We start from the raw sequence: 20,166 nt of genomic DNA on the forward strand, positions 1-20,166 counted from the left end.
ACCGCCATTTGACTTCAAGCCGACTTGAACCGGCAAGCTCGAGATCATGAGCACTCCCGCGGGACTTCCCGTCAATCATCACGCCGACCACCCGGGATTCTCGGGCGTCACGGGATCGCTTTTCGCGCTCGTCTTCCTGATCGTGGGCCGCGCCAAAGCCCGACTTGCCGTCGACGTGGCGGCGGTGTCGCCGGGCGACACGGTGGTCGACATCGGCTGTGGCCCCGGCGAAGCCGTCCGTCAGGCCGCCCGCCGCGGAGCGAAGGTGACCGGTGTCGACCCGGCATCGGCCATGCTGCGCATCGCCCGCCTGGTCACCCGCGGCGGTGCGGTCGAATTCAAGCAGGGCACCGCCGAGGACCTGCCGGTGCCGGACCGTGGGGCGACGGTGGCGTGGTCGCTGGCCACGGTGCATCACTGGCGGGACGTCGGTGCCGGTCTGGGGGAGGCGTACCGGGTGCTGGCACCCGGCGGCCGACTGGTGGCCGTCGAACGTCAGTCGCCGCAGGCCGCGACCGGTCTCGCCAGCCACGGGTGGACACGCCAGCAGGCCGATTCCTTTGCCGCCCAAGCCCGGTCGGCCGGCTTCGACAGGGTGGAGGTCGGTGCACAGAAGGCCGGACGCCGCGACGTATGGGTGGTGACGGCCCGCCGACCCTGAATTCGACAGCTTTACGATCGGCTAGTACAGTCCTAGTCGATCGTAAAGGAGCGAACCGGCCGATGACCGTCGCGGCGACCACCGACACCAGGCAACGACTGATCGACGCTGCCGTCGCCCTGTTCACCCGGCACAGCTTCGCGGGCACCTCGCTGCAGATGATCGCGGACGAACTCGGCTTCACGAAAGCCGCTATCTACCACCACTTTCGGACCCGCGAGCAACTGCTGGGCGCGGTGCTGGACCCGATGCTGGCCGAACTGCGCACGATCGTCGATGACGCCGAGGGACGGCGGACCGCCCACGCCAGGGCCGAGCGCATGCTCAGCGGTTACGCCGACCTGGCGGTGCGCAACCGGGGGCTGGCGGCCGTTCTCGCCGCCGACCCGAGTGTCGCCACCGCGTTGCAGCAGCGGGCGGACTGGGCCGACCTGATCGCCCGGCAACTGCGGCTGCTCGCCGATGTGGAGGCGGGCCCCGCGGGGGAGATCAACGCGGCGATGGTCTTCGCCGGCATGGCCGGCGCGGTCGGGTCGATGTGGGTCCAACTCACCGACGACGAACTGCGCGAGCACCTCATCACTGCGGCACGACGCACGCTCGGCCTACGGGCGCGCCCCACGAAAGGAAGTTCTCAATGAAGACAGCGGTCGTCACGGGCGGCGGCTCGGGAATCGGACGCGCCATCGTGGATCGGTTGCGCGCCGACGGGTACCACGTCGCGGTCCTCGACCTGGCGCCGAACGACGACGAATTCGCCCACACCGCCGACGTGACCGATCGAGCGCAGATCGACGCCGCCCTGTCGGCGGTCCGCAGCCAACTCGGGCCGATCTCGATCCTGGTCAACGCCGCCGGTCTCGACGGCTTCAAGAAGTTCACCGACATCACCTTCGAGCAGTGGCAACGCGTCATCGACGTCAACCTCAACGGCGTCTTCCACTGCATCCAGGCGGCGCTGCCGGACATGATCGAGGCCGGCTGGGGCCGGATCGTCAACATCTCGTCGTCGAGCACGCATTCCGGCGCGCCCTACATGGCGCACTACGTCGCGGCGAAGTCGGCGGTCAACGGGTTGACCAAGACGCTGGCGCTCGAATACGGCCCCGCCGGCATCACCGTGAACGCGGTGCCGCCCGGTTTCATCGACACACCGATGTTGCGCGCCGCCGAAGCCCGCGGCAACCTCGGCGACATCCAGGCCACGATCGACGCCACGCCCGTGCGGCGGATCGGCAGACCGGAGGACATCGCGGCGGCGTGCGCGTTCCTCATCTCCGAGGAAGCCGGTTACATCACCGGGCAGATCCTCGGCGTCAACGGCGGGCGCAACACCTAGCTGCGGACGCTCCGCACGCCTGTGCGAGGATCCCCGAATGGGTACGGAATCCGCGCATTTCACACCGACGGACGACGGCGGGTTCTCCCCGACGCGGTTCGCCCAGAGCCATTGGGGTGACGACCACCTCAACGGGCCCGCCGTCGTCGGCCTCGCCGCGCGGGCGCTGGAGAACCACTGCGGGTCAGACGAGTTCATGCCGGCCCGGTTCACCGCGGACCTGTTCCGCGCGGCGCGCAACGCGCGCACCACAATCGATGTTCGGGTGGTGCGCGACGGACGACGGGTGCGCAGTGCGGAATGCGATGTACTGCAGGACGGCCGGGCGGTCGCGCGGGCGACGCTGGTCCAGTACCGGCGCTCGTCGGCGCCACCGGGCCGTCAGTGGGTCGCCGCGACACCCGTTGTGACACCGCCCGTTCCCGACGACGACTTGGCCCCTTACGTCGGCAGCGACGACGCCGGCTGGACGCGCTCACCGGGCGCGCACCAGAACGCCTCCCGCAAACGCTTCTTCAACGACGGCATCGATGTCGTTGCCGGGGAGAAGCTTTCCCCGTTCGTGCGGGCGGTGATGCTCGCCGAGGCCACCAGCCTGGTGACCAATCTCGGCACCGAGGGCATCGGCTACATCAACGGCGACCTGACCGTCGCGTTGTCGCGGCTGCCGCTCGACGAGTGGCTGATGGTCCAGGCCGACACCCATTTCGCCTCCGAGGGTGTGTCGGTGGGAACCGCGACGCTGTTCGACCACCGGGGCGCGTTCGGATCCGGAATGGTCACCGCGGTGGCGAACCCGGCGGCCCAGATCGACTTCGGCAGGCAACCGTTTCCGAAGCACGGCCTCAACTACGAGTGACCAGGGCGGCCGTCACCAGCCGCTGTTGTCGCCGTTCCTGTTCTGGGTGGCCGGATTCGGGATCGGTCCGCGAATCTCGGGTGCGACGCTGATCGGCGCTCGGGTGACCGCGACATCGGGCTTGTCGGCCTGCGGCGGCGACGAGTTCCTCGACGGGTAGGAGGGCGTGTAGCCGGGCCCGTTGCCCTGCACCGGCGCCGGCGGGGGCGGGGCAGAAGGGGGCGGCGGCGGTGGCGGTGGCGGTGGCGGGGGAGCAGGGGCGCTGCTCAGCGCCGGCTGCGTGCCGGTCGGTGACGGTGCCGTGCTGCTGGGGGCGGCGCTCGTCGAGGGTGACGGCACGACGCCGGTCGACTCCTCGGACCCGGCGGCGTCGCCGCGCAGCACCATCGGGAGGATCGCGAGCAGCAGCGCGACAGCCGCGACGGCGATCACCGCGATCACGGCCGGCTTCGTGCGGTACCAGGGATTGGGCGCGGGCTTGAACGTCAGCGTGCTGATCGGGGTGCCCGCGGGACGCTCGATGAAGGGGCGGGCGTAGCTGGTCTCGCGCAGGTCGGCCCAGGTGTCGGGCTCGGCAGTGGTGTACGGAACGTCGGCCGGCTCCGGCTGTGCCAAGTCGGCGAGGTCGTCGTCCGGCGCGTCGGCGAACTCGTCGTGCACCAGTGGGATCGGCTCGGTGATCGGGTCGTGCCCATTGTGGCCGACCTCGTCCGTGTCGTGGCCCTCGTCGTATCCGCTCTCGTCGTCGGTCAGCTCGGCCGGGGACTCATCGAGGTCCCAGCCCCAGAGGGCCCCGCGCTCGGCCATGCGTCGATGCTACGCGTCGACCTGCGGTGCGACTAAGTTGATCACGTGACCCGCAGCAGTACCGACCCGCGTCTGCGCGAGCTGACCCTGCTACGCAGGGTGCGCGACCGGATCGACCGGGAGTATGCGCAGCCGCTGAACGTCGAGGCGCTTGCCCGCGGCGTCAACATGTCGGCGGGCCACCTCTCGCGCCAGTTCCGGCAGGCCTACGGCGAATCGCCCTACAGCTACCTGATGACCAGGCGCATCGAACGGGCGATGGCGCTGCTGCGTCGCGGCGACATGACCGTCACCGAGGTGTGCTTCGCGGTCGGCTGCTCGTCGCTGGGTACCTTCAGCACCCGCTTCGCCGAACTCGTCGGCGTGCCGCCGAGCGTCTACCGGCGTGAGGCGACGGGTGCGGTGGCCGGGATGCCGTCGTGCGTGGCCAAGCAGGTGACCAGACCGGTCAGGAATCGAGAAGCGTCGGATCCGGCACCCCAGTTAGCGTGAGCGCCATGGACATCACCATCAACACCAGCTTCCTGCCGCATGCGGATCCCGAAGAGTCCCTGACGTTCTACCGCGACGCACTCGGCTTCGAGGTGCGCAAGGACGTCGGCTACAACGACATGCGGTGGATCACCGTCGGTCCCGTCGGCCGGCCTGAGATGAACCTGGTCCTGACGCCGCCCGCCGCCGATCCCGGCGTCACCGACGACGAGCGTCGCACCATCGCCGAGATGATGGCCAAGGGCACCTACGCCGGCATCATGCTGGCCACCAAGGACGTCGACGCCGTATTCGCCCGAGTGCAGGCCAGCGGTGCGGAGGTGATGCAGGAACCGACCGATCAGCCGTGGGGCGCTCGCGACTGCGCGTTCCGCGACCCCGCCGGCAACACGGTGCGCATCCAGCAGGTGGCGTGACCGTATGGCGCGCAGGCCGATTGCCGACAGTCATGACGTCATCCGCGTGCACGGTGCGCGTGAGAACAACCTCAAGGACGTCGACGTCGAGATCCCCAAGCGCCGGCTCACGGTGTTCACCGGAGTCTCCGGGTCCGGCAAGAGTTCCCTGGTCTTCGACACGATCGCCGCGGAGTCACAGCGGCTGATCAACGAGACCTACAGCGCCTTCGTGCAGGGCTTCATGCCGACGATGGCCCGCCCCGATGTCGACGTGCTGGAGGGCCTCACGACGGCGATCATCGTCGACCAGGAGCGCATGGGCGCGGACCCGCGCTCGACCGTCGGCACCGCCACCGATACCGGAGCGATGCTGCGCATCCTGTTCAGCCGGCTCGGCAAGCCGCATATCGGCTCGCCGCAGGCATTCTCGTTCAACGTCGCCTCGATCAGCGGTGCCGGTGCGGTCACGATGGAACGCGGCGGGCGCACCGTCAAGGAGCGTCGCGAGTTCAACCTCGTCGGCGGCATGTGTTCGCGTTGCGAGGGGCGCGGGTCGGTCAACGACATCGACCTGACCGCGTTGTACGACGACAGCAAGTCGCTCAACGATGGCGCGCTGACCATCCCCGGTTTCTCCATGGAGGGTTGGTACGGGCGAATCTTCAACGGCTGCGGCTTTTTCGACCCGGACAAGCCGATCCGCAAGTTCACCAAGAAAGAACTCGACGCCCTGCTGCACAAGGAGGCGACCAAGATCAAGATCGACGGCGTCAACCTGACCTATATGGGGTTGATCCCGCAGATCAAGAAGTCTTTCCTGGCCAAGGACGTCGAGGCCATGCAGCCGCACATCCGGGCATTCGTCGAGCGGGCGGTCACGTTCACCAGGTGCCCCGACTGCGACGGGACCCGGCTGTCGGACACTGCGCGTTCGTCGAAGATCAAGGGCTGCAGCATCGCCGACCTGTATGCGATGCAGATCAGCGACCTGGCCCAGTGGATCGGCGGCCTGAAGGACAAGTCGGTGGCGCCGTTGCTGGCGTCGTTGCAGCACACGCTGGACTCGTTCGTCGAGATCGGCCTGGGCTATCTGTCACCGGATCGCCCGGCGGGCACGTTGTCGGGCGGAGAAGCGCAGCGGGTCAAGATGATCCGGCATCTCGGCTCACCGCTGACCGACGTCACCTATGTGTTCGACGAACCCACCATCGGTCTGCACCCGCATGACATCGCCCGCATGAACGAGCTTCTGCTGCAACTGCGCGACAAGGGCAACACCGTTCTGGTCGTCGAGCACAAGCCCGAGGTGATCGCGGTCGCCGACCATGTCGTCGACCTCGGGCCCGGCGCCGGAACCGTCGGTGGCGAAGTGGTTTTCACCGGTCCGGTGGACAAGCTGCGGTCCAGCGGCACGCTGACCGGCCGTCACCTCGACGACCGCGCTTCGCTCAAGGACGCGGTACGCACGGCGACGGGTGCGCTGGCGGTGCGGGGCGCCGACACCAACAACCTGCGCGACGTCGACGTCGACATCCCGCTCGGGGTGTTGGTCGTGCTGACCGGTGTCGCCGGCTCGGGCAAGAGCTCGTTGATCGACGGCTCGGTGGCCGGGCGGGACGGCGTGGTGGCCATCGACCAGGCGCCGATCCGCGGCTCGCGGCGCAGCAACCCGGCGACCTACACCGGGATGCTCGAGCCGATCCGCAAGGCGTTCGCCAAGGCCAACGGCGTCAAGCCGGCGTTGTTCAGCTCGAATTCCGAGGGCGCGTGCCCGGCGTGCAACGGGGCGGGCGTCATCTACACCGATCTCGGCGTGATGGCGACGGTGGAGTCGACGTGCGAGGAGTGCGAAGGCAGACGGTTCCAGGCGTCGGTGCTCGACTACACGCTGGGTCGCCGAAACATCGCAGAGGTGCTGGCGATGCCGGTGACCGATGCCGTCGGGTTCTTCGGCGAGGGTGAGGCCGCCACACCCGCCGCCCACAAGATCCTCGAGCGGCTCGCCGACGTCGGACTCGGTTATCTGTCGCTGGGCCAGCCACTGACGACCTTGTCCGGCGGTGAGCGCCAGCGCCTGAAGCTGGCGACGCACCTCGGTGAGAAGGGTGACGTCTACATCCTCGACGAGCCGACGTCGGGCCTGCATCTGGCCGATGTCGAGCAGTTGCTCGCCTTACTCGACCGGTTGGTCGACTCAAAGAAGTCGGTCGTCGTCATCGAGCATCACCAAGCGGTGATGGCGCACGCCGACTGGATCATCGACCTGGGGCCGGGTGCCGGCCACGACGGCGGTCGCGTTGTGTTCGAGGGCACCCCAGGCGATCTCGTCGCCGCGCGGTCCACACTGACCGGCCAGCACCTCGCGGATTACGTGGGTGCTTGACCGCCGTCACGGGCGGGCGACAACCGTCGTGGGGCTTAAGGCCCTAGCGCCCTGAATCATTCGCTCTAATCTCGAGGAGTCTGCAGGGAACCGATTCCTGCGCAGCGTTTCAGGAGGCACCCATGACAACCGGTATCGGCGAACGAGCATGACAGAGCACCACCATCACGACGTCCTCGACGAGTTGAAGCCACAACACCGCGCTCTGCGCCAGATGATTCCGGACGTCTATCGCGGGTTCGGCGAGATGAGCCGCGCCGCACTGGCGCCAGGGGCGCTGGAGTCCAAAGTCAAAGAACTCATGGCGATGGTCATCGGCGTCGTGCACGGTTGTGACGGCTGCATAGCCTCACATGCCCGCGGAGCCGTTCGTGCTGGGGCCTCGAAGGAAGAAGCAGCGGAGGCGATCGGCGTCGGCATCCTCATGCAGGGCGGGCCGGCCACTGTCTACGGTGCCCGCGCATACCAGGCCTTCTGCGAATTTGCCGACGCGACGACCCCGGCTACCTAGGTCCGTCGTCGTCGGGCCCGATCACCGCGACAGCCTGAGCCGACACCCGGTTGCGCCGCCGCCACCGGCCGCCGAGGACACTATTGACGCCGGGCGGATCGACTCTTATTTTGAGAGTAGATTCTCAAACTAAGAGAGGTACTCATGTCGAACGCTGACACTTACCGGACCTACCTGCGTTTGTTCACCTCGGGTGACAAGGCCGGCGCCGCGGAGCTGCTGACCGACGATTTCCGCTTCCACGGGCCGATGTTGCAGTCGGAGGGCAAGGCGGACTTCCTGGCGGGCTCCGAGCCGCTGTGCCCGATCATGCGCGGCGCCCACGTGCATCGACAGTGGGAGCACGGCGATGAGGTGTGCTCGATCTACGACTTCGACATCGAGACGCCAGTCGGGGCGGCCTCGATTCCGATGGCGGAGTGGACCACCTTCCGCGACGGCAAGCTTGCCTCGGCGCGGTTGTATTTCGACACCGCGGCGATGACGGCGATGCAGCCGCCGTCCTGAGTGCACAGTCATGCCGAAGGGACCGTGGAGCGGCTACGGCAGGTTCTGCCCCTTGGCCCGCGCGCTCGATGTGGTCGGCGAGCGCTGGACCCTGGTGATCGTTCAGGAACTCCTCAAACGACCCGGGCGCTACGGCGAACTGCAGAGCCGGCTTCCGGGCATCGGCACCAGCGTGCTTGCCGACCGGCTGCGGCGCCTCGAGCGGGCCGGGCTGGTGGTGCGGGAGCCGGGTCCGGTCGGTGCGGGCGTCGTCTACGCGCTGACCGAGCGGGGCCGCGCGCTCGATGAGGCACTGTGCGCGTTGCGGCGGTGGGGTGTCGGCTACCTGGCCGATCCGACCGCGGACGGCTCGGGGGAGCAGTGTTTCGACGTCACCTACGTCGGCGGCATCGAAACCGTCGCCGACGGCAAGTTCCAGCTTGTCGTCGACGATCGTCCCACCACACTGCGTTTCGCCGCCGGCCGGCTCCGCCAGCAACCCGGCGCCGCGCCCGGCGCCGAGCTGATCGTGCGCACGACGTCGGACTTCCTGGACCGTTGGGCCGCAGGGGAAGTCAGTTGGGACGACGGCCGCGCCAACGGCGAGGTCCATGTGGAAGGACCCGCCGCCGCCTGGCCACGGTGGCTGGCCGCTACCGGCTACCTGCTCCACGTCGAACCGGACGCGGCCGGTGCCTGACCATCGAGCAGTTGCTGACCGTCGAGAGGTCCCGGCAGTCGCCTCCAGATTGTCACCACGATGTGGAACCACTGGCGGCGGTCATGGGGAGTCGGCCGATGCCGACGGCTTTCGGGGAGATTCTTGGGGTACGCGCAGCCGGGACGGATACGTCACTGTGACGTATCACCTTGTGTCCCAAGGCTTACCGCGGGGGAGCGATCAGGGCTTCTCACGTGTGGGCTTGCGGCCCGCGGGCGGCTTCTTCCGCGGTGAGGCCGCCGAACGGCGGCCGGTCAGGCGACCCAGGGTGGCGGTGCCGGGGAGGGTCGACACCGCGTTGTATACGTCGTTGCCGGTTTCGACAAGTGCTTCGAGTTGGGGCAGGATCGCGTCCATGGTTCGGATCATCGGATCGGCCAGCGCGAGGTAGCGTTCGGCGCGGTCGATCGCCTGGTTGAGTCGCTCGGTGGCAGTTGCAAGATTCTCGATGAGATCCGGCAGTTGACCAACCAGCTGAATGGAGGCGGGCGGAATCCGCATCGCGCTGCTCGCAGCCGACTGCGCGGTCTCCGCGGCCGATCGCGCGGCGGCCTTGATGTCTTTCGGGCCCGGAATCTTCTGGCTCATATTGACAACTGTGCCGCATACCGGTGCAAGTGTCCTTCTTTTGCCAGGAGGTGTTGACCGCGCCAGACAGCGGCCCCGGCGGTCCCGCCTTGATATATGGCGCATGATGGACGCATGGCCGAACGTGGTCGCGACGAAGCCGGGCGGCCCCGCAGCGCACGCCCACGCGATGCGTTGGGGCGGCCGCTTCCAGAGGGCGGCGACGGCGTCGCCCGGATTCCCGACGATCTCGATCTGGCTCCACAGGAGACGCTTGCCTATGCGGAGCGACTCTTGGCGCAGGGCCTGGCATTCAACGCGCACGAGGTGCTCGAGTCCGCGTGGAAGAACGGGCCTGACGACGAACGGTCGCTCTGGCAGGGCCTCGCACAGCTGGCGGTGGGTATCACCCACGTTCAACGCGGTAACACCAAGGGGGCGATCGCGCTGCTGCAGCGCGCTTCGGGTCGGCTAGGAGGAACTGAACAAGCGGCGCGGCACGGGATCTCGGTTGATGATCTGGTCGCATATGCGGAGGCGCTATGCACTGATCTCGCGGCGGGGGTCCAGATCAGTCCGGAGAGGCTTCGACCGCGCCTGACCCTTGGCCGAGCCGAATAGCTCAAAGTCGTTGACGCACTACGATGCTCGACAACAAACCGTCACAGTGACAAATTCCCGTTGGTGCTGCCGTGGCTCGCAGCGGAATACTAGCGGGGGACGGTCTTGCTCCGCGGTCGGTGCAGCGCGCCGCTGCGCGTCCAACCTCGGATCGCACTTGCGCTGTCTATAACTGCGTCCGCCCACGGACCGCGTGCCTGGCGTGATGTCCACCCGCTACATCACTCTCGATCCGGTGCCGGTGCGCCGTACCGGAGGAGCCGAAAGAGGTTCAGGGGCAGCGTGGTTCGGAGCAAAACGTCACAGTGACGAATCTGACCCGGGCATGCGGGCGGGGGTGCGCGTGACTCCGTCGGGATTGATCGAAGCGACGGCGCCTGTAACCGTGCGTTCTCAGCAGGTCGATTGCGCCGCCGGCGGTATCAACACCAGTGCGCGGACCCCAGTGTCGTCATGGTGCGGAAACGGAGTGAGCCCACGCGATATGCGCACCCGGACCCATTTCGTTGCTGAGGCCGGATCGATGCTCTCCAGGCCGCTTCGTCGCGCTGAGCCTTCTACCGATAAGCCACATTATGTCAAGTATGCCCCCCGCCGATCTCCCCCGGTTCACCTGTTGCCGTGTGCCGCTCGGTTGAGCGCATCGAGGGCGAAGCCGACCACCTCGTTCTCCTTCAAGACGCTGCCCTTTTCGGCGCACTGTCGGAACGCCGCATCGCCGAGCTTCGAGCACATGCGCACCTTCGCGCCGCGAAGCGTGGCGGCGTCGCTCCCGAAGGGCGGGAAACCGGCCCGCGCCGATTCTGCGGCGCCCGAGAGCACCGCAGCGTCCTCGTACGCGCCAACGTTCACCAGAAGGCCGATCAGCGTTCGGATCGTCACCCACAGCGCGTTCCACGCGCCGGTACGTTGCCACTCCGCGATCGCCGAGCGGTAGTGCTCGAGCGCAGCGGTGACGTCGTGCCGGCGCGCCTGCGACGCCGCGAGCGCGACTTCGGCATAGCCGACAATCAAGCGGCTATGGACTGTGCCTGCGAGCTCGATCGCCCTGCAGAAGTCGCGTTCCGCTTGCTCGGGTCGTTCGACGGCGAAGACGTCGCCCGAGACAAAGTGAGCGAACGCCAGCGCCGACGGACTCCCGCACCGCTCGGCGAGTGAGAATACGTCGGCGATGAGATCGGCGGCTCCCGCGGCATCGCCCGCGTATGCCATGGCGAGTCCGGCACTTCCGAGATCCCACGTCGCCTGGAGGAGGTCGCCGTCAGCACACGCCAGCGTGGACGCTTCCGCGTACCACGTGGCGGCAGATCCGAGATCGCCGATGAGCAACGCCACATCAGCGCGTGCCTCGAGCGCGCAGCGGGTCGCCTGCGGCTCGCTCCGCAATGCGGCTTCGACGGTGGCGGCGGCGACGGCAGTTGCGCCCTCGACGTCGCCGCGCTGCCACGCACCGGTCTCGGCTGCAAACAGGGCGTGCGGCAGCATGGGCGAATCCGTCGCCGCCGCGCTCGCCACTGCTACATCGGCCCATCGGAACACCTCGGACTGGCCGCGCCAGAGCGCATACGGCCGCAGGGACGATACCAGCCGAAGACTCGCGTTCGCGTTGCGCCCGACGAGCCAGGTGTGCGCGGCCCGTAGCTCATCGATTGAGTCGGTGAGCCGGGTCTCCCAATCCGACTCGTCCGAGCTGCTGAGCTTGATCGCCGCGTGCTCGGCGAACACAACCGCCCACTGAGCATGTCGATCTCGGGCAGCCTCCACCTCGTCATCCGCACGTAGACGGTCGAGGGCGTACCGACGCATCGTGTCGAGGAGCGCATAACGGCGCGCGGCGCTCCCGGGCAGTTCGGAGAGCAGCGCACAGTCGACCAGGCGCAGCACCGCGGCGATCACCGCGTCGTACGTGACAGCGTCACCCGCAACGACCGAGCACGCCGCGTCCAAACCGAACGGACCGACGAATACTGCAAGCCGGTTGAAGACCTGCTGCTCGATGGGTTCCAGCTGCGCATAGGACCAATCGAGGACGGCCGTGAGCGATCGATGGCGTCCTTCGGTTCGCGGACCGGCGGTGAGGATCGTGAAGCGCTCGTCGAGACGTTGGGTCAGATCCTGTAGCGACAGACCACGCACACGCGCCGCTGCCAACTCGATCGCTAGGGGAAGACCGTCCAGCTGGCGGCAGACCTCCGCCACTGTCTCGATGTCAGCCGTGTCGGCGCTGAATGCCGCGTCGGTTGCACGCGCGCGGTCGACGAACAAGCACACGGCGGGCGAGTTCGGTCCTTTGACCGGGAGCGGCCTCACCTCCCAGAGATGCTCACCATCGACGGAGAGGCGTTCACGGCTGGTGGCAAGGATATCGACGTCAAGAGTCGATCGAATGATGCGATCGGCGAGTCGAGCCGTGCCCTCGAGGACGTGTTCGCAGTTATCGAGGATCACGAGCGCGCGACGACTGGCAAGGTCGTCGAGCAGCTGGGCCTCCAGTGGCGTGAACGCCTTCTCGCGTACGCCGACAACAGTGGCCACGGCACGCGTGACGTGCGCCGATCGGGTGATGACGGCGAGGTCGCAGAAGTGGATGCCGTCGCGGTACCGAGAACTCACCTCGTTGGCGACCTCGAGCGCCAACCGGGTCTTACCGACACCGCCAGGGCCCCACAAGGTGAGCAACCGGACTTCGCCAAGGAGCCGGCCGACGTCGCAAAGATCGTCGTCGCGGCCCAAGAACGTGCTGACCGCACGGGGCACGTCGACCCGCGACCGCGCCACGGCAGGCGTGCTCCCACCGCCCAGTTCGTGCTGCAGGATCTCGCGTTCGACTCGCTGCAAAGCAGGTGAGGGCTCCAAGCCCAGCGCGTCAACCAAGTGACAACGCCACGATTGGTAGGCGTCGAGCGCCTCGGTGTGCCGACCCTGGTGGTAGAGCGCTTGCATAAGCAGCCCCCTGGCGCGCTCCCGCCCCGGCTGCTCGGCGATCAACGCATTCATGTCGGCCGCCGCCTCCGCGGCGCGGTCCGCCACCAACAGCAGGGCGGCACGATCCTCGCGTGCCGCCCCGTGTAGCTCTTCGAGTCGTCGCACCTCGGGGAGGGCGAACGGTCGGACGACAAACTCCCCAAGCACCCTGCCCCTCCACAGCGCCAACGCCTCGTCCAAGAGCGGCAGCGCCCGCTCGTAATGCTCGCCACGCGCTTGGGTGATCAGCCGATCGAACCGCGTGGCATCGACCTCCTCTGGCGCGACGAGCAGGCGGTATCCGCCCTCCTCTGTCACCAGCGACGCGGGCGGAGGCAGCAGTTTTCGCAACCTCGAGATCTGCGTACGCAACGCTCCGGCGGGGTCGCTCGGGATGTCGTCGGGCCACAATTCCTCGACGAGGCGTTCGGTGGACACGACTCGGTTCGCCTCGACGAGCAGGACAGCAAGCAGGTGACGCTGGGTGCGGCTCGCCATGCGAATCGGACCGTTGTCGGTCGCAACCGACAGCGGGCCGAGGATGCCGTACCGCACCGAGCCCCGCGGAGCTGTCCCCACCCGTGCCATTGTCCCACCAAGGTCGCTGCGAGCCGTGACACTCAGCCGACATGTATGTGACAGGCCCCAGTCGTACCGTCAACCGCACCCAGGTGTTCTGCGCCAATTGGCCAAGGAGAGAGCGATGAAGCGATCAACAGCACAGCATGCGGAAATCACCGGTCTCAACAAGGTCGAAGCCGCCTTCGGCGGCGACCTACTTCGATCCGGCGACCCCGGATACGACGAGGCACGGCGACTCCACAATGGCATGATCGACAAGCACCCGGCGCTCATCGCCCGCTGCCTGACGCCGGCCGACGTGGTCGCCGCCGTCGATCTCGGTCGCACAGCCGGCCTCGAGATCGCTGTGCGAGGCGGCGGTCATGGCGTCGCCGGGCGTGCCACCACCGATGGCGGCCTAATGATCGATCTCTCGCTCATGAAGGGCATCCGCGTCGACGTCCCAGGTCACTCGGTGCGGGCGGAGCCTGGGCTTACGTGGCGAGAGCTCAACGATGCCCTCGCGCTCGAAGGTCTGGCGACGACCGGTGGCGTGGTGTCGACGACTGGTATCGCAGGGCTGACGCTCGGCGGAGGCCTGGGCTGGCTCATGGGCAAGTACGGCCTCACGATCGACAACCTCCTGTCGGTAGACGTCGTCACCGCTGACGGCCAAACGCTTACCGCCGATGAAGACGAGCACCCCGACCTCTTCTGGGGGCTGCGCGGTGGCGGCGGCAACTTCGGCGTGGCGACCTTGTTCGAATACCGAGTGCACCCCGTATCGCAGGTGCTCGCGGGCCCGGTGCTGCATCCGTTTTCCGATGCGGCGGCGGTCCTCGCCTTCCATCGCGAGTTCACGGCGTCGGTTCCCGACGAATTGACCGCCGGTGCTGCACTGCTGCCTACCTCGGACGGATCCGGCCAGAAGGTCGCCGCGCTGGTGCCTTGTCACTGCGGCGATCCCGCAACTGCGGCATCGGATGTCGGTCCGATGCGCACCTTCGGCACGCCGATCGCCGATCTCGTACAGCCGATGCCCTACCCGACCGTCAACACGTTGCTCGATGACTTGTTGGGGAAGAAGGGCACGTTGAACTATTGGAAGTCAGGGTTTCTCCGCGAGTTATCCGATGCAGCCATCGACGTGCTCGTCGATTCGTTCGAACAAGTGCCGTCCAACATGACCGGCATCTTCCTCGATCACCTGCACGGCGCCGCCGCCCGCGTCGACTCTCGGGCTACGGCGTTCCCCCACCGTCAGGACGCTTTCAGCGTGCTCGTGCTCGGGCAATGGCTAGATCCGGCCGAAACCGAGGCGAACATCGCGTGGGTCCGGGAGACCTTCGAATCGCTGCGTCCGCACCTCAGCGAACGGCGCTACACAAACTTCTTATCGGCCGACGACGCCGGTTCGGTGCGCCAGGGATACGGCGAGAACTACGAGCGCCTTGTCGGCGTGAAGCGACGGTACGACCCCGACAATCAATTCCACCTCAACCACAACCTCGATCCCGCCGGCTGATCCGCACGGCCGACGCCACCTGAATACGACGGAATCGAATATGCTGCCCGTCCGCCTGCCCCGTGCTCGTTGCCCTGACCAGGGCTGGTCATGAACGCCAGATCTGAGGCAATTGCCTCATGCGGCACCGCTCCGCGGGTTCGACGATGAGGCATGACCAAAGTTAAGCGATTTCTCGCAGTCGGTTACGGCGCTGTCAGCTACCTGATCTTCCTGGCGGTGTTCCTGTATGCAATCGGATTCGTCGGCGATGTCGTGGTGCCGCGCAGTGTCGATGACGCCATCGACGCGCCGCTCGGCCAGGCGCTGATCGTCAACCTGTCGCTGCTGACCCTGTTCGCCGTTCAGCACAGTGTGATGGCACGCCCGGCGTTCAAACGGTGGTGGACACGCTACGTCCCGCCGCCGGTGGAACGCAGCACCTACGTGTTGCTGGCCAGTCTCGTACTCGCCCTGCTCTTCTGGCAATGGCGCACGATCCCGTTAGTCATCTGGGACGTTGCGTACCTGCCCGCCCGGATGGCGGTGTGGACGCTGTTCTGGCTCGGCTGGGCGATCGTGCTCGCCGCGACGTTCATGATCAACCACTTCGAGCTGTTCGGGCTGCGCCAGGTGCTCGCCGCCTGGCGGGCTCGGCCCGAAGCCGAGACCGGATTCCGGGTCACGTTGTTCTACCGCGTGGTGCGTCACCCGCTCATGCTGGGATTCCTCATCGCCTTCTGGTCCGCCCCCACCATGACGGCCGGGCACTTGCTGTTCGCCTCCGCCACGACGGGCTATATCCTCATCGCGCTGCAGCTCGAGGAGCGCGACCTGCTGGCCACATTGGGAGCCCGCTATGCCGCATACCGGCAGGCGGTGCCCATGCTCGTGCCGCGGCCCCGGAGGCACCGCAGCGCTCCCCTACCCGATGACAGGACGAATGCGGCGGAATCGAGGACGGCGGGCCACCGGTAACGGTGGGCGTCGGGTCTGCCCCGGGGCTACCGACGAGGACCGTGCCCAGCGCCGGTACCGTGGCGACGGTGAATTTCTCCCGTCTGTGTTCTGCCGCGGTCGCCGCCGGTGCCGCGTCGCTAGTCGTGACGCTTGCCGGCTGTGGCTCCGACACGGATTCTCCGTCGGCGAGCACGACCTCCTCTCCGGTCTCCGATGTGTTCACGCCGCCATCACTGACCCAGACCGCACCCGAAGACGCCCCGTGCCCCATGGCGGCACCGGCGGACACCGGTGCGCCGGAGTGGACGCTGAGCGGAACCACCGGCAGCGTCGCGGTCACCGGATCGACGGACAAGGCGGCGCCCCGCGTCGATGTGGAGGCACCGTTCAGCGTCACCGAGACTCAGGTGCACACGCTCAAGCCCGGCGACGGCCCCGTCGTCGCGGACACGGCGACGGTGCTGGTCTGCTACATGGGCGTCAACGGCCGCGACGGGTCCGTGTTCGACAGCAGCTACTCGCAGGGCGCGCCGGTCGACTTCCCACTCGATGGAGTCGTGCCGGGCTTCCAGAAGGCCATCGCCGGACAGAAGGTCGGCTCCACGGTCGCCGTCGCGATGGTCCCCGCGGACGGCTATCCGGAAGGTCAGCCCGCCGCCGGAATCCAGCCGGGCGACACGTTGGTCTTCGCGATCAAGATTCTCGACGCCTCGAGTTGAGCTGAGCCGCTCCACCTCGACCTCTCCCCGATCGAAGTCGGATGCGTTCGCCCAGAACCTTCCTACGTAACCGTAGGTTACGGTAGCGTAGGTTGCGCACCTGGTCTAAGCGTCCTGTCCAACCAAACGGGAGTAGCGATGGTCACCGCGCAGACGGCGTTGTTGATGGAGTTGGAGCCGGTAGTCGAGGCGAACCTCAACCGGCACCACCAAGCGGCCAAGCCATGGAATCCGCATGACTACGTGCCGTGGAGTCGTGGTCGTGATTTCGCGTTCCTCGGAGGCCAGGACTGGCGTCCACAGGACTCGAAGCTCGATGAGGTGGCGAAGGCCGCGATGGTGGTGAACCTGCTGACCGAAGACAACCTTCCGTCGTATCACCGCGAGATTGCGTTGCGCTTCGGTCTCGACGGACCGTGGGGTCAGTGGGTCGGTCAGTGGACCGCCGAGGAAGGCCGCCACAGCATCGCGATCCGCGACTATCTCATCGTCACGCGCGGCGTCGATCCGGAGGCGCTCGAACGCCTGAGAATGCAGCACACCGCGGCCGGCTACAACTCCGGCGACAAGTCGGTTGTCGAGGCCCTCGCCTACGTGTCTTTCCAGGAGTTGGCCACTCGGATCAGCCACCGCAACACCGGAAAGGCGGCGGGATGTCCGCTCGCCGACCAGATGCTGGCGCGCATCGCCACCGATGAAAACCTGCACATGGTCTTCTACCGCAACCTCGTAGCAGCGGCGCTGGACATCGCGCCGGACGAGACCATGAAGGCCATCGCCCACGAGGTGATCAACTTCCAGATGCCTGGTGCCGGCATGCCGGGCTTCGCGGAGAACGCACTGGTGATCGCGAAGGCCGGAATCTACGACCTCCGTTCGCATCTCGACGATGTGCTGCGGCCGGTGCTGCGGTTCTGGAACGTCTTCGACCGTGACTTCACGGGCGAGGCCGCCCGCTGTCAGCACGAGCTTTCAGCCTTCCTCGAGATCGTCGACTCCAAAGCGCGGCATTTCGAGCAGAGGCGCCTGGAGCGCATGAGCACAACGGCCTGAACGCCCGGGCCCAGCGCTGCCGTACGAAGGCCTCCGACTGCCCGGTGGTGGTCGTCGCGAAGAACGGCTGCGCCGTGCTGGCAGTGAAAGGCGGGTGACCCCATGGATCCCGCCCTACCGGCCTGGCAGCATGGCCCGGGCAGCCGTCAAGGCCGCTGCGGCAGAGAGGATGTGCCAAGCGCCGTGGAACTGCCACAGGCTGTCGGGTCGACAGAGCGGCGACCCGGAGCGCCCTGCGGCGTAGGCGGCCAGGCCCAGCACGAAGATCACCGCCGCCGGCGCCCACCTCGACCAGTCGCGTCGGATCCCGCTGCGGACGAGGCCGATGACACACACCACACCCAGAGCGACGATGGGCCAGTCGTGCGCGGGACCCGCCCACGAGGGCTGTGGCCCGTGGTAGACGAAACTTCCGGCCCCGACTGCGACGAGCGCGACTCCGGCTGCCGCGGACAGCGCAGCCCTGGCTCGCCCGAACCAGATCAGCGCCGTCACCCCCGCGGCGACGTAGGCGAGGCTCGTGAGGGCCAAGACGGGCTGCGCCAGCGCAGCGTCGGCGATTCGCTCGCAGTCCGACTGACCGATACCGGCCATCACTGCGGGTGGGTCGCCAGGTAGTCCTGCACGGGTATCCGAGTCTCCGCGGTGTAACCGACGGGCAGCACGATGTCACCGGCCGTCGTGACGTAGTAGACGTCCCAGCGGTGGTACGCGGCGAAGGTCGCCGGCTCCGCCGCAAGCACCGCTGCGTAGTCGGTGACCGCATCCACATACCGTTCGGAGTTGTTGTACCGGTAGAGCGCTCGACCGGGATCGTCGCCGAAGCCGTTCGCCGCCAAGTATTTTCCGGCTGCCATGATGCTGTCGTGCGGTGAGTGGATGTCGCCGCCCTGGCCGTATGCGGCGAACGTGGACGGCATGAATTGCATCGGGCCTTGCGCACCGGCGGTGCTCGCACCGACGATGCGGCCGAAGCCCGTCTCGATGAGATTGATCGCCGCCAGGAAGTTCCAGCCCACGCCGGTCGCGTCCTGCGCCTTGCGGTAGTGGGCGAGCAATTCGGCGGCGGGCGGTGGCGCCACGATGCGCCACGCCGGCATCGTGTCCGGCGGCGCTCCCCCGTTGACCCGTGCCAGTTGGCGACGAGCGTTGATGTTGCGGTCGAAGGCTCCCAGGAGCGCGGGCGGGATTCGAGGGCCGACAATCGCGTCCCACTCGGGGTGCCGGGCGAGGACCCGGTAGGCCCGCTGTTGGCGACGCGCCGCCGCCGTGAGCACCGCCTCGGACGTCGACGGTGCGCGGATGGTGTGCTCGTCGACGACCAGGTCCTCGGCGATTCGGATCGGGTCGGCCGCCAATCGGGGCTGGGCGGATGTCGGGGGTGTGGCGGTGGTCGACACCGTCGGGGCGGGCGGCTCAGCGGTTGCTGTCGTGGGGGTGGGCGGCGTGGTCGACTCCGAGCACGCGGCCAGCACACATGCCAGCGCGAAGGCGAGCAGCGCCGTCGCGCGCCGATGGCCGGTGCCGTGGGCGCTCATACCGGCCATGGCGTGACGCTACACCCTGACCCTGTCGCCGAACGTGAACTTGTGCATGAGATTTCGCGCCGATATCGCACGCGAGCTCACGCGCGGCCGGGTGCCGATTGACGAGAGGCGGTCAGCCCGTGGTCTCGTTGTCGGCCCCAGCGTCCCGGCGGCGGTGGCTGCCGTAGGTGTTCTCATCCAGCGCGAAGCTGATGACGACCACGAAGACGATCACGCCGATCATCACCAGGCGCAGGGCGTCCTCGACACTCATGACGTCCCGCCACCGGGTTCGAGAAGCCCACCGTCGAAAATCATCGCGCTCCCTACGTCGTCGCTGCCGACAAGACCGGATTCAAGATCGACGGTGGGCAGCGGATTCGACGTGCACGGAAAGCCGATGGTCCTCGGGCTCAGGGCCGAAGGCCCCCCGGCTTCGGCTCGCTATCCCGGTGTTACCGCCGCATCCTGCCGGGTACCCGGTGCCCGCCCGGCAACAGATTCGCGAGGAGATGTGATGAGCGCACCGCAACAACCAGGAGACGCCGAGGACGCGACGCAGGCGCCGCCGGCGAGCCCCGCGTACTCGACACCGCCGCAGGAAGGTCTGCCCTCCGCCGACGACGACACGCCGGAGACCTCCGAATAGTTCTCAACCGCAACGAGTTTCGCCCTATTGGCCGGGCTCGGGCACGGCGGCCTCCCATCGCGTCCGACGCTGCACATCGGTCTGATCCCACCAGGGCGGCTCGCCCCGCTCGCCCAGGGCGACCTTGGCGGCGTGGACACCCGCCCGGGCGGCGCCTTCCTGCGGCGTGCCCATCGTGCGGCGCACCTCTCTGCGCCACGCCATCAGGATGCGGGTCAGGTCCGCTCGTCGCTCGGCGGGGATGCAGGGATCGGTGGCGCGCCAGCGCCGACCGTTGAAGATGACGTGATGTCCGTCCTCGGTCATGGCCGGTTCGTGCACCCGCCGATCGTAGGCCGCGGGGCGGTCCCGGTGATCTCCGCCGAGGGCAAGTGGCGTCGCGGGC

At 67.6% G+C, this 20,166-nt stretch carries 23 protein-coding genes; 16 read left to right on the forward strand and 7 right to left on the reverse strand.

Annotated elements, in window-relative coordinates:
* Positions 1-46: 46 nt before the first annotated feature.
* The 4 genes from ABGB19_RS13320 (at position 47) to ABGB19_RS13335 (ending at position 2,859) form a co-directional block, all read left to right on the forward strand.
* A complete protein-coding gene (locus ABGB19_RS13320; protein WP_347686428.1) occupies positions 47-661 on the forward strand; it encodes a class I SAM-dependent methyltransferase in 615 nt (204 codons plus the stop codon).
* Positions 662-723: 62 nt separating this feature from the next.
* Positions 724-1,302, forward strand: coding sequence for a helix-turn-helix domain-containing protein (locus ABGB19_RS13325; RefSeq protein WP_347686429.1), 579 nt, complete (start codon positions 724-726; stop codon positions 1,300-1,302).
* Positions 1,299-2,000 (forward strand): SDR family NAD(P)-dependent oxidoreductase, encoded by a 702-nt coding sequence (locus tag ABGB19_RS13330; protein WP_347686430.1) that lies wholly within the window; start codon positions 1,299-1,301, stop codon positions 1,998-2,000. Before ABGB19_RS13325 ends, ABGB19_RS13330 begins: the two co-directional genes overlap by 4 nt.
* A gap of 37 nt (positions 2,001-2,037) precedes the next feature.
* Complete coding sequence (locus ABGB19_RS13335; RefSeq protein WP_347686431.1) at positions 2,038-2,859, forward strand: acyl-CoA thioesterase domain-containing protein; 822 nt, start codon at positions 2,038-2,040, stop codon at positions 2,857-2,859.
* A 12-nt stretch (positions 2,860-2,871) separates the two neighbouring features.
* On the opposite strand, the gene ABGB19_RS13340 is transcribed toward ABGB19_RS13335, so the two are convergent.
* On the reverse strand, positions 2,872-3,666 hold the full coding sequence (locus ABGB19_RS13340; protein WP_347686432.1) for a hypothetical protein: 795 nt from the start codon (positions 3,664-3,666) through the stop codon (positions 2,872-2,874).
* A 45-nt stretch (positions 3,667-3,711) separates the two neighbouring features.
* Here ABGB19_RS13340 and ABGB19_RS13345 point away from each other — a divergent pair, with 45 nt between their 5' ends.
* The 6 genes from ABGB19_RS13345 (at position 3,712) to ABGB19_RS13370 (ending at position 8,636) form a co-directional block, all read left to right on the forward strand.
* Entirely contained in the window at positions 3,712-4,158 is a 447-nt protein-coding gene (locus ABGB19_RS13345; protein ID WP_347686433.1) for a helix-turn-helix transcriptional regulator, read from the forward strand.
* Positions 4,159-4,163: 5 nt separating this feature from the next.
* Positions 4,164-4,574 carry a VOC family protein gene (locus ABGB19_RS13350; protein WP_347686434.1) on the forward strand — a complete coding sequence of 137 codons (411 nt, stop codon included), beginning with the start codon at positions 4,164-4,166 and terminating at the stop codon, positions 4,572-4,574.
* A gap of 4 nt (positions 4,575-4,578) precedes the next feature.
* Positions 4,579-6,939, forward strand: a complete 2,361-nt coding sequence (locus ABGB19_RS13355; protein WP_347686435.1) for an excinuclease ABC subunit UvrA — start codon at positions 4,579-4,581, stop codon at positions 6,937-6,939.
* A gap of 148 nt (positions 6,940-7,087) precedes the next feature.
* Positions 7,088-7,450 (forward strand): carboxymuconolactone decarboxylase family protein, encoded by a 363-nt coding sequence (locus tag ABGB19_RS13360; RefSeq protein ID WP_347686436.1) that lies wholly within the window; start codon positions 7,088-7,090, stop codon positions 7,448-7,450.
* A 144-nt stretch (positions 7,451-7,594) separates the two neighbouring features.
* Positions 7,595-7,957, forward strand: a complete 363-nt coding sequence (locus tag ABGB19_RS13365; RefSeq protein WP_347686437.1) for a nuclear transport factor 2 family protein — start codon at positions 7,595-7,597, stop codon at positions 7,955-7,957.
* Positions 7,958-7,967: 10 nt separating this feature from the next.
* Positions 7,968-8,636: a helix-turn-helix domain-containing protein gene (locus tag ABGB19_RS13370; protein WP_347686438.1), complete on the forward strand. Its 669-nt coding sequence runs from the start codon at positions 7,968-7,970 to the stop codon at positions 8,634-8,636.
* A 201-nt stretch (positions 8,637-8,837) separates the two neighbouring features.
* Here ABGB19_RS13370 and ABGB19_RS13375 read toward each other — a convergent pair whose 3' ends face one another.
* Positions 8,838-9,245, reverse strand: a complete 408-nt coding sequence (locus ABGB19_RS13375; RefSeq protein ID WP_347686439.1) for a hypothetical protein — start codon at positions 9,243-9,245, stop codon at positions 8,838-8,840.
* A 114-nt stretch (positions 9,246-9,359) separates the two neighbouring features.
* On the opposite strand from ABGB19_RS13375, the gene ABGB19_RS13380 reads away from it, so the two are divergent.
* Positions 9,360-9,845 carry a DUF309 domain-containing protein gene (locus tag ABGB19_RS13380; protein WP_347686440.1) on the forward strand — a complete coding sequence of 162 codons (486 nt, stop codon included), beginning with the start codon at positions 9,360-9,362 and terminating at the stop codon, positions 9,843-9,845.
* A 609-nt stretch (positions 9,846-10,454) separates the two neighbouring features.
* Here the strand turns inward: ABGB19_RS13380 and ABGB19_RS13385 are convergent.
* Positions 10,455-13,397 carry a BTAD domain-containing putative transcriptional regulator gene (locus ABGB19_RS13385; RefSeq protein ID WP_347686441.1) on the reverse strand — a complete coding sequence of 981 codons (2,943 nt, stop codon included), beginning with the start codon at positions 13,395-13,397 and terminating at the stop codon, positions 10,455-10,457.
* 115 nt (positions 13,398-13,512) lie between these two features.
* Between ABGB19_RS13385 and ABGB19_RS13390 the strand changes: the two genes are divergently transcribed.
* The 4 genes from ABGB19_RS13390 to ABGB19_RS13405 all read left to right on the forward strand — a co-directional run bounded on the left by ABGB19_RS13390 (position 13,513) and on the right by ABGB19_RS13405 (position 17,606).
* Positions 13,513-14,895, forward strand: a complete 1,383-nt coding sequence (locus ABGB19_RS13390) for an FAD-binding oxidoreductase (protein ID WP_347686442.1) — start codon at positions 13,513-13,515, stop codon at positions 14,893-14,895.
* A gap of 153 nt (positions 14,896-15,048) precedes the next feature.
* Positions 15,049-15,852, forward strand: a complete 804-nt coding sequence (mddA, locus tag ABGB19_RS13395; protein ID WP_347686443.1) for a methanethiol S-methyltransferase — start codon at positions 15,049-15,051, stop codon at positions 15,850-15,852.
* An 83-nt stretch (positions 15,853-15,935) separates the two neighbouring features.
* A complete protein-coding gene (locus ABGB19_RS13400) occupies positions 15,936-16,553 on the forward strand; it encodes an FKBP-type peptidyl-prolyl cis-trans isomerase (RefSeq protein WP_347686729.1) in 618 nt (205 codons plus the stop codon).
* Positions 16,554-16,691: 138 nt separating this feature from the next.
* Positions 16,692-17,606 carry an acyl-ACP desaturase gene (locus tag ABGB19_RS13405; protein ID WP_347686444.1) on the forward strand — a complete coding sequence of 305 codons (915 nt, stop codon included), beginning with the start codon at positions 16,692-16,694 and terminating at the stop codon, positions 17,604-17,606.
* A 114-nt stretch (positions 17,607-17,720) separates the two neighbouring features.
* Here ABGB19_RS13405 and ABGB19_RS13410 read toward each other — a convergent pair whose 3' ends face one another.
* The 3 genes from ABGB19_RS13410 to ABGB19_RS13420 form a co-directional block, all read right to left on the reverse strand.
* Positions 17,721-18,200 carry a hypothetical protein gene (locus ABGB19_RS13410; protein ID WP_347686445.1) on the reverse strand — a complete coding sequence of 160 codons (480 nt, stop codon included), beginning with the start codon at positions 18,198-18,200 and terminating at the stop codon, positions 17,721-17,723.
* Positions 18,200-19,153: a lytic transglycosylase domain-containing protein gene (locus ABGB19_RS13415; RefSeq protein ID WP_347686446.1), complete on the reverse strand. Its 954-nt coding sequence runs from the start codon at positions 19,151-19,153 to the stop codon at positions 18,200-18,202. The genes ABGB19_RS13410 and ABGB19_RS13415 overlap by 1 nt, the downstream gene beginning before the upstream one ends.
* 112 nt (positions 19,154-19,265) lie before the next feature.
* Positions 19,266-19,406: a hypothetical protein gene (locus tag ABGB19_RS13420; RefSeq protein WP_347686447.1), complete on the reverse strand. Its 141-nt coding sequence runs from the start codon at positions 19,404-19,406 to the stop codon at positions 19,266-19,268.
* Positions 19,407-19,649: 243 nt separating this feature from the next.
* On the opposite strand from ABGB19_RS13420, the gene ABGB19_RS13425 reads away from it, so the two are divergent.
* On the forward strand, positions 19,650-19,781 hold the full coding sequence (locus tag ABGB19_RS13425) for a hypothetical protein (RefSeq protein ID WP_347686448.1): 132 nt from the start codon (positions 19,650-19,652) through the stop codon (positions 19,779-19,781).
* Between the two features lie 24 nt (positions 19,782-19,805).
* Here ABGB19_RS13425 and ABGB19_RS13430 read toward each other — a convergent pair whose 3' ends face one another.
* Positions 19,806-20,102, reverse strand: a complete 297-nt coding sequence (locus tag ABGB19_RS13430; protein ID WP_347686449.1) for a hypothetical protein — start codon at positions 20,100-20,102, stop codon at positions 19,806-19,808.
* Positions 20,103-20,166: the final 64 nt, after the last annotated feature.

This window comes from Mycobacterium sp. B14F4 (assembly GCF_039871645.1).
Classification (GTDB): domain Bacteria; phylum Actinomycetota; class Actinomycetes; order Mycobacteriales; family Mycobacteriaceae; genus Mycobacterium.

What these genes read in the sequence shown, in the direction of transcription:
- ABGB19_RS13415 (WP_347686446.1), bottom strand. Translation starts at nt 19,153, where the DNA reads ATGGCCGGTATGAGCGCCCACGGCACCGGCCATCGGCGCGCGACGGCG.
- ABGB19_RS13330 (WP_347686430.1), top strand. Translation starts at nt 1,299, where the DNA reads ATGAAGACAGCGGTCGTCACGGGCGGCGGCTCGGGAATCGGACGCGCC.
- ABGB19_RS13390 (WP_347686442.1), top strand. Translation starts at nt 13,513, where the DNA reads ATGAAGCGATCAACAGCACAGCATGCGGAAATCACCGGTCTCAACAAG.
- ABGB19_RS13350 (WP_347686434.1), top strand. Translation starts at nt 4,164, where the DNA reads ATGGACATCACCATCAACACCAGCTTCCTGCCGCATGCGGATCCCGAA.
- ABGB19_RS13425 (WP_347686448.1), top strand. Translation starts at nt 19,650, where the DNA reads ATGAGCGCACCGCAACAACCAGGAGACGCCGAGGACGCGACGCAGGCG.
- ABGB19_RS13385 (WP_347686441.1), bottom strand. Translation starts at nt 13,397, where the DNA reads ATGGCACGGGTGGGGACAGCTCCGCGGGGCTCGGTGCGGTACGGCATC.
- ABGB19_RS13365 (WP_347686437.1), top strand. Translation starts at nt 7,595, where the DNA reads ATGTCGAACGCTGACACTTACCGGACCTACCTGCGTTTGTTCACCTCG.
- ABGB19_RS13370 (WP_347686438.1), top strand. Translation starts at nt 7,968, where the DNA reads ATGCCGAAGGGACCGTGGAGCGGCTACGGCAGGTTCTGCCCCTTGGCC.
- ABGB19_RS13420 (WP_347686447.1), bottom strand. Translation starts at nt 19,406, where the DNA reads ATGAGTGTCGAGGACGCCCTGCGCCTGGTGATGATCGGCGTGATCGTC.
- ABGB19_RS13355 (WP_347686435.1), top strand. Translation starts at nt 4,579, where the DNA reads ATGGCGCGCAGGCCGATTGCCGACAGTCATGACGTCATCCGCGTGCAC.
- ABGB19_RS13335 (WP_347686431.1), top strand. Translation starts at nt 2,038, where the DNA reads ATGGGTACGGAATCCGCGCATTTCACACCGACGGACGACGGCGGGTTC.
- ABGB19_RS13410 (WP_347686445.1), bottom strand. Translation starts at nt 18,200, where the DNA reads ATGGCCGGTATCGGTCAGTCGGACTGCGAGCGAATCGCCGACGCTGCG.
- mddA (WP_347686443.1), top strand. Translation starts at nt 15,049, where the DNA reads ATGACCAAAGTTAAGCGATTTCTCGCAGTCGGTTACGGCGCTGTCAGC.
- ABGB19_RS13375 (WP_347686439.1), bottom strand. Translation starts at nt 9,245, where the DNA reads ATGAGCCAGAAGATTCCGGGCCCGAAAGACATCAAGGCCGCCGCGCGA.
- ABGB19_RS13405 (WP_347686444.1), top strand. Translation starts at nt 16,692, where the DNA reads ATGGTCACCGCGCAGACGGCGTTGTTGATGGAGTTGGAGCCGGTAGTC.
- ABGB19_RS13360 (WP_347686436.1), top strand. Translation starts at nt 7,088, where the DNA reads ATGACAGAGCACCACCATCACGACGTCCTCGACGAGTTGAAGCCACAA.
- ABGB19_RS13320 (WP_347686428.1), top strand. Translation starts at nt 47, where the DNA reads ATGAGCACTCCCGCGGGACTTCCCGTCAATCATCACGCCGACCACCCG.
- ABGB19_RS13340 (WP_347686432.1), bottom strand. Translation starts at nt 3,666, where the DNA reads ATGGCCGAGCGCGGGGCCCTCTGGGGCTGGGACCTCGATGAGTCCCCG.
- ABGB19_RS13325 (WP_347686429.1), top strand. Translation starts at nt 724, where the DNA reads ATGACCGTCGCGGCGACCACCGACACCAGGCAACGACTGATCGACGCT.
- ABGB19_RS13380 (WP_347686440.1), top strand. Translation starts at nt 9,360, where the DNA reads ATGGCCGAACGTGGTCGCGACGAAGCCGGGCGGCCCCGCAGCGCACGC.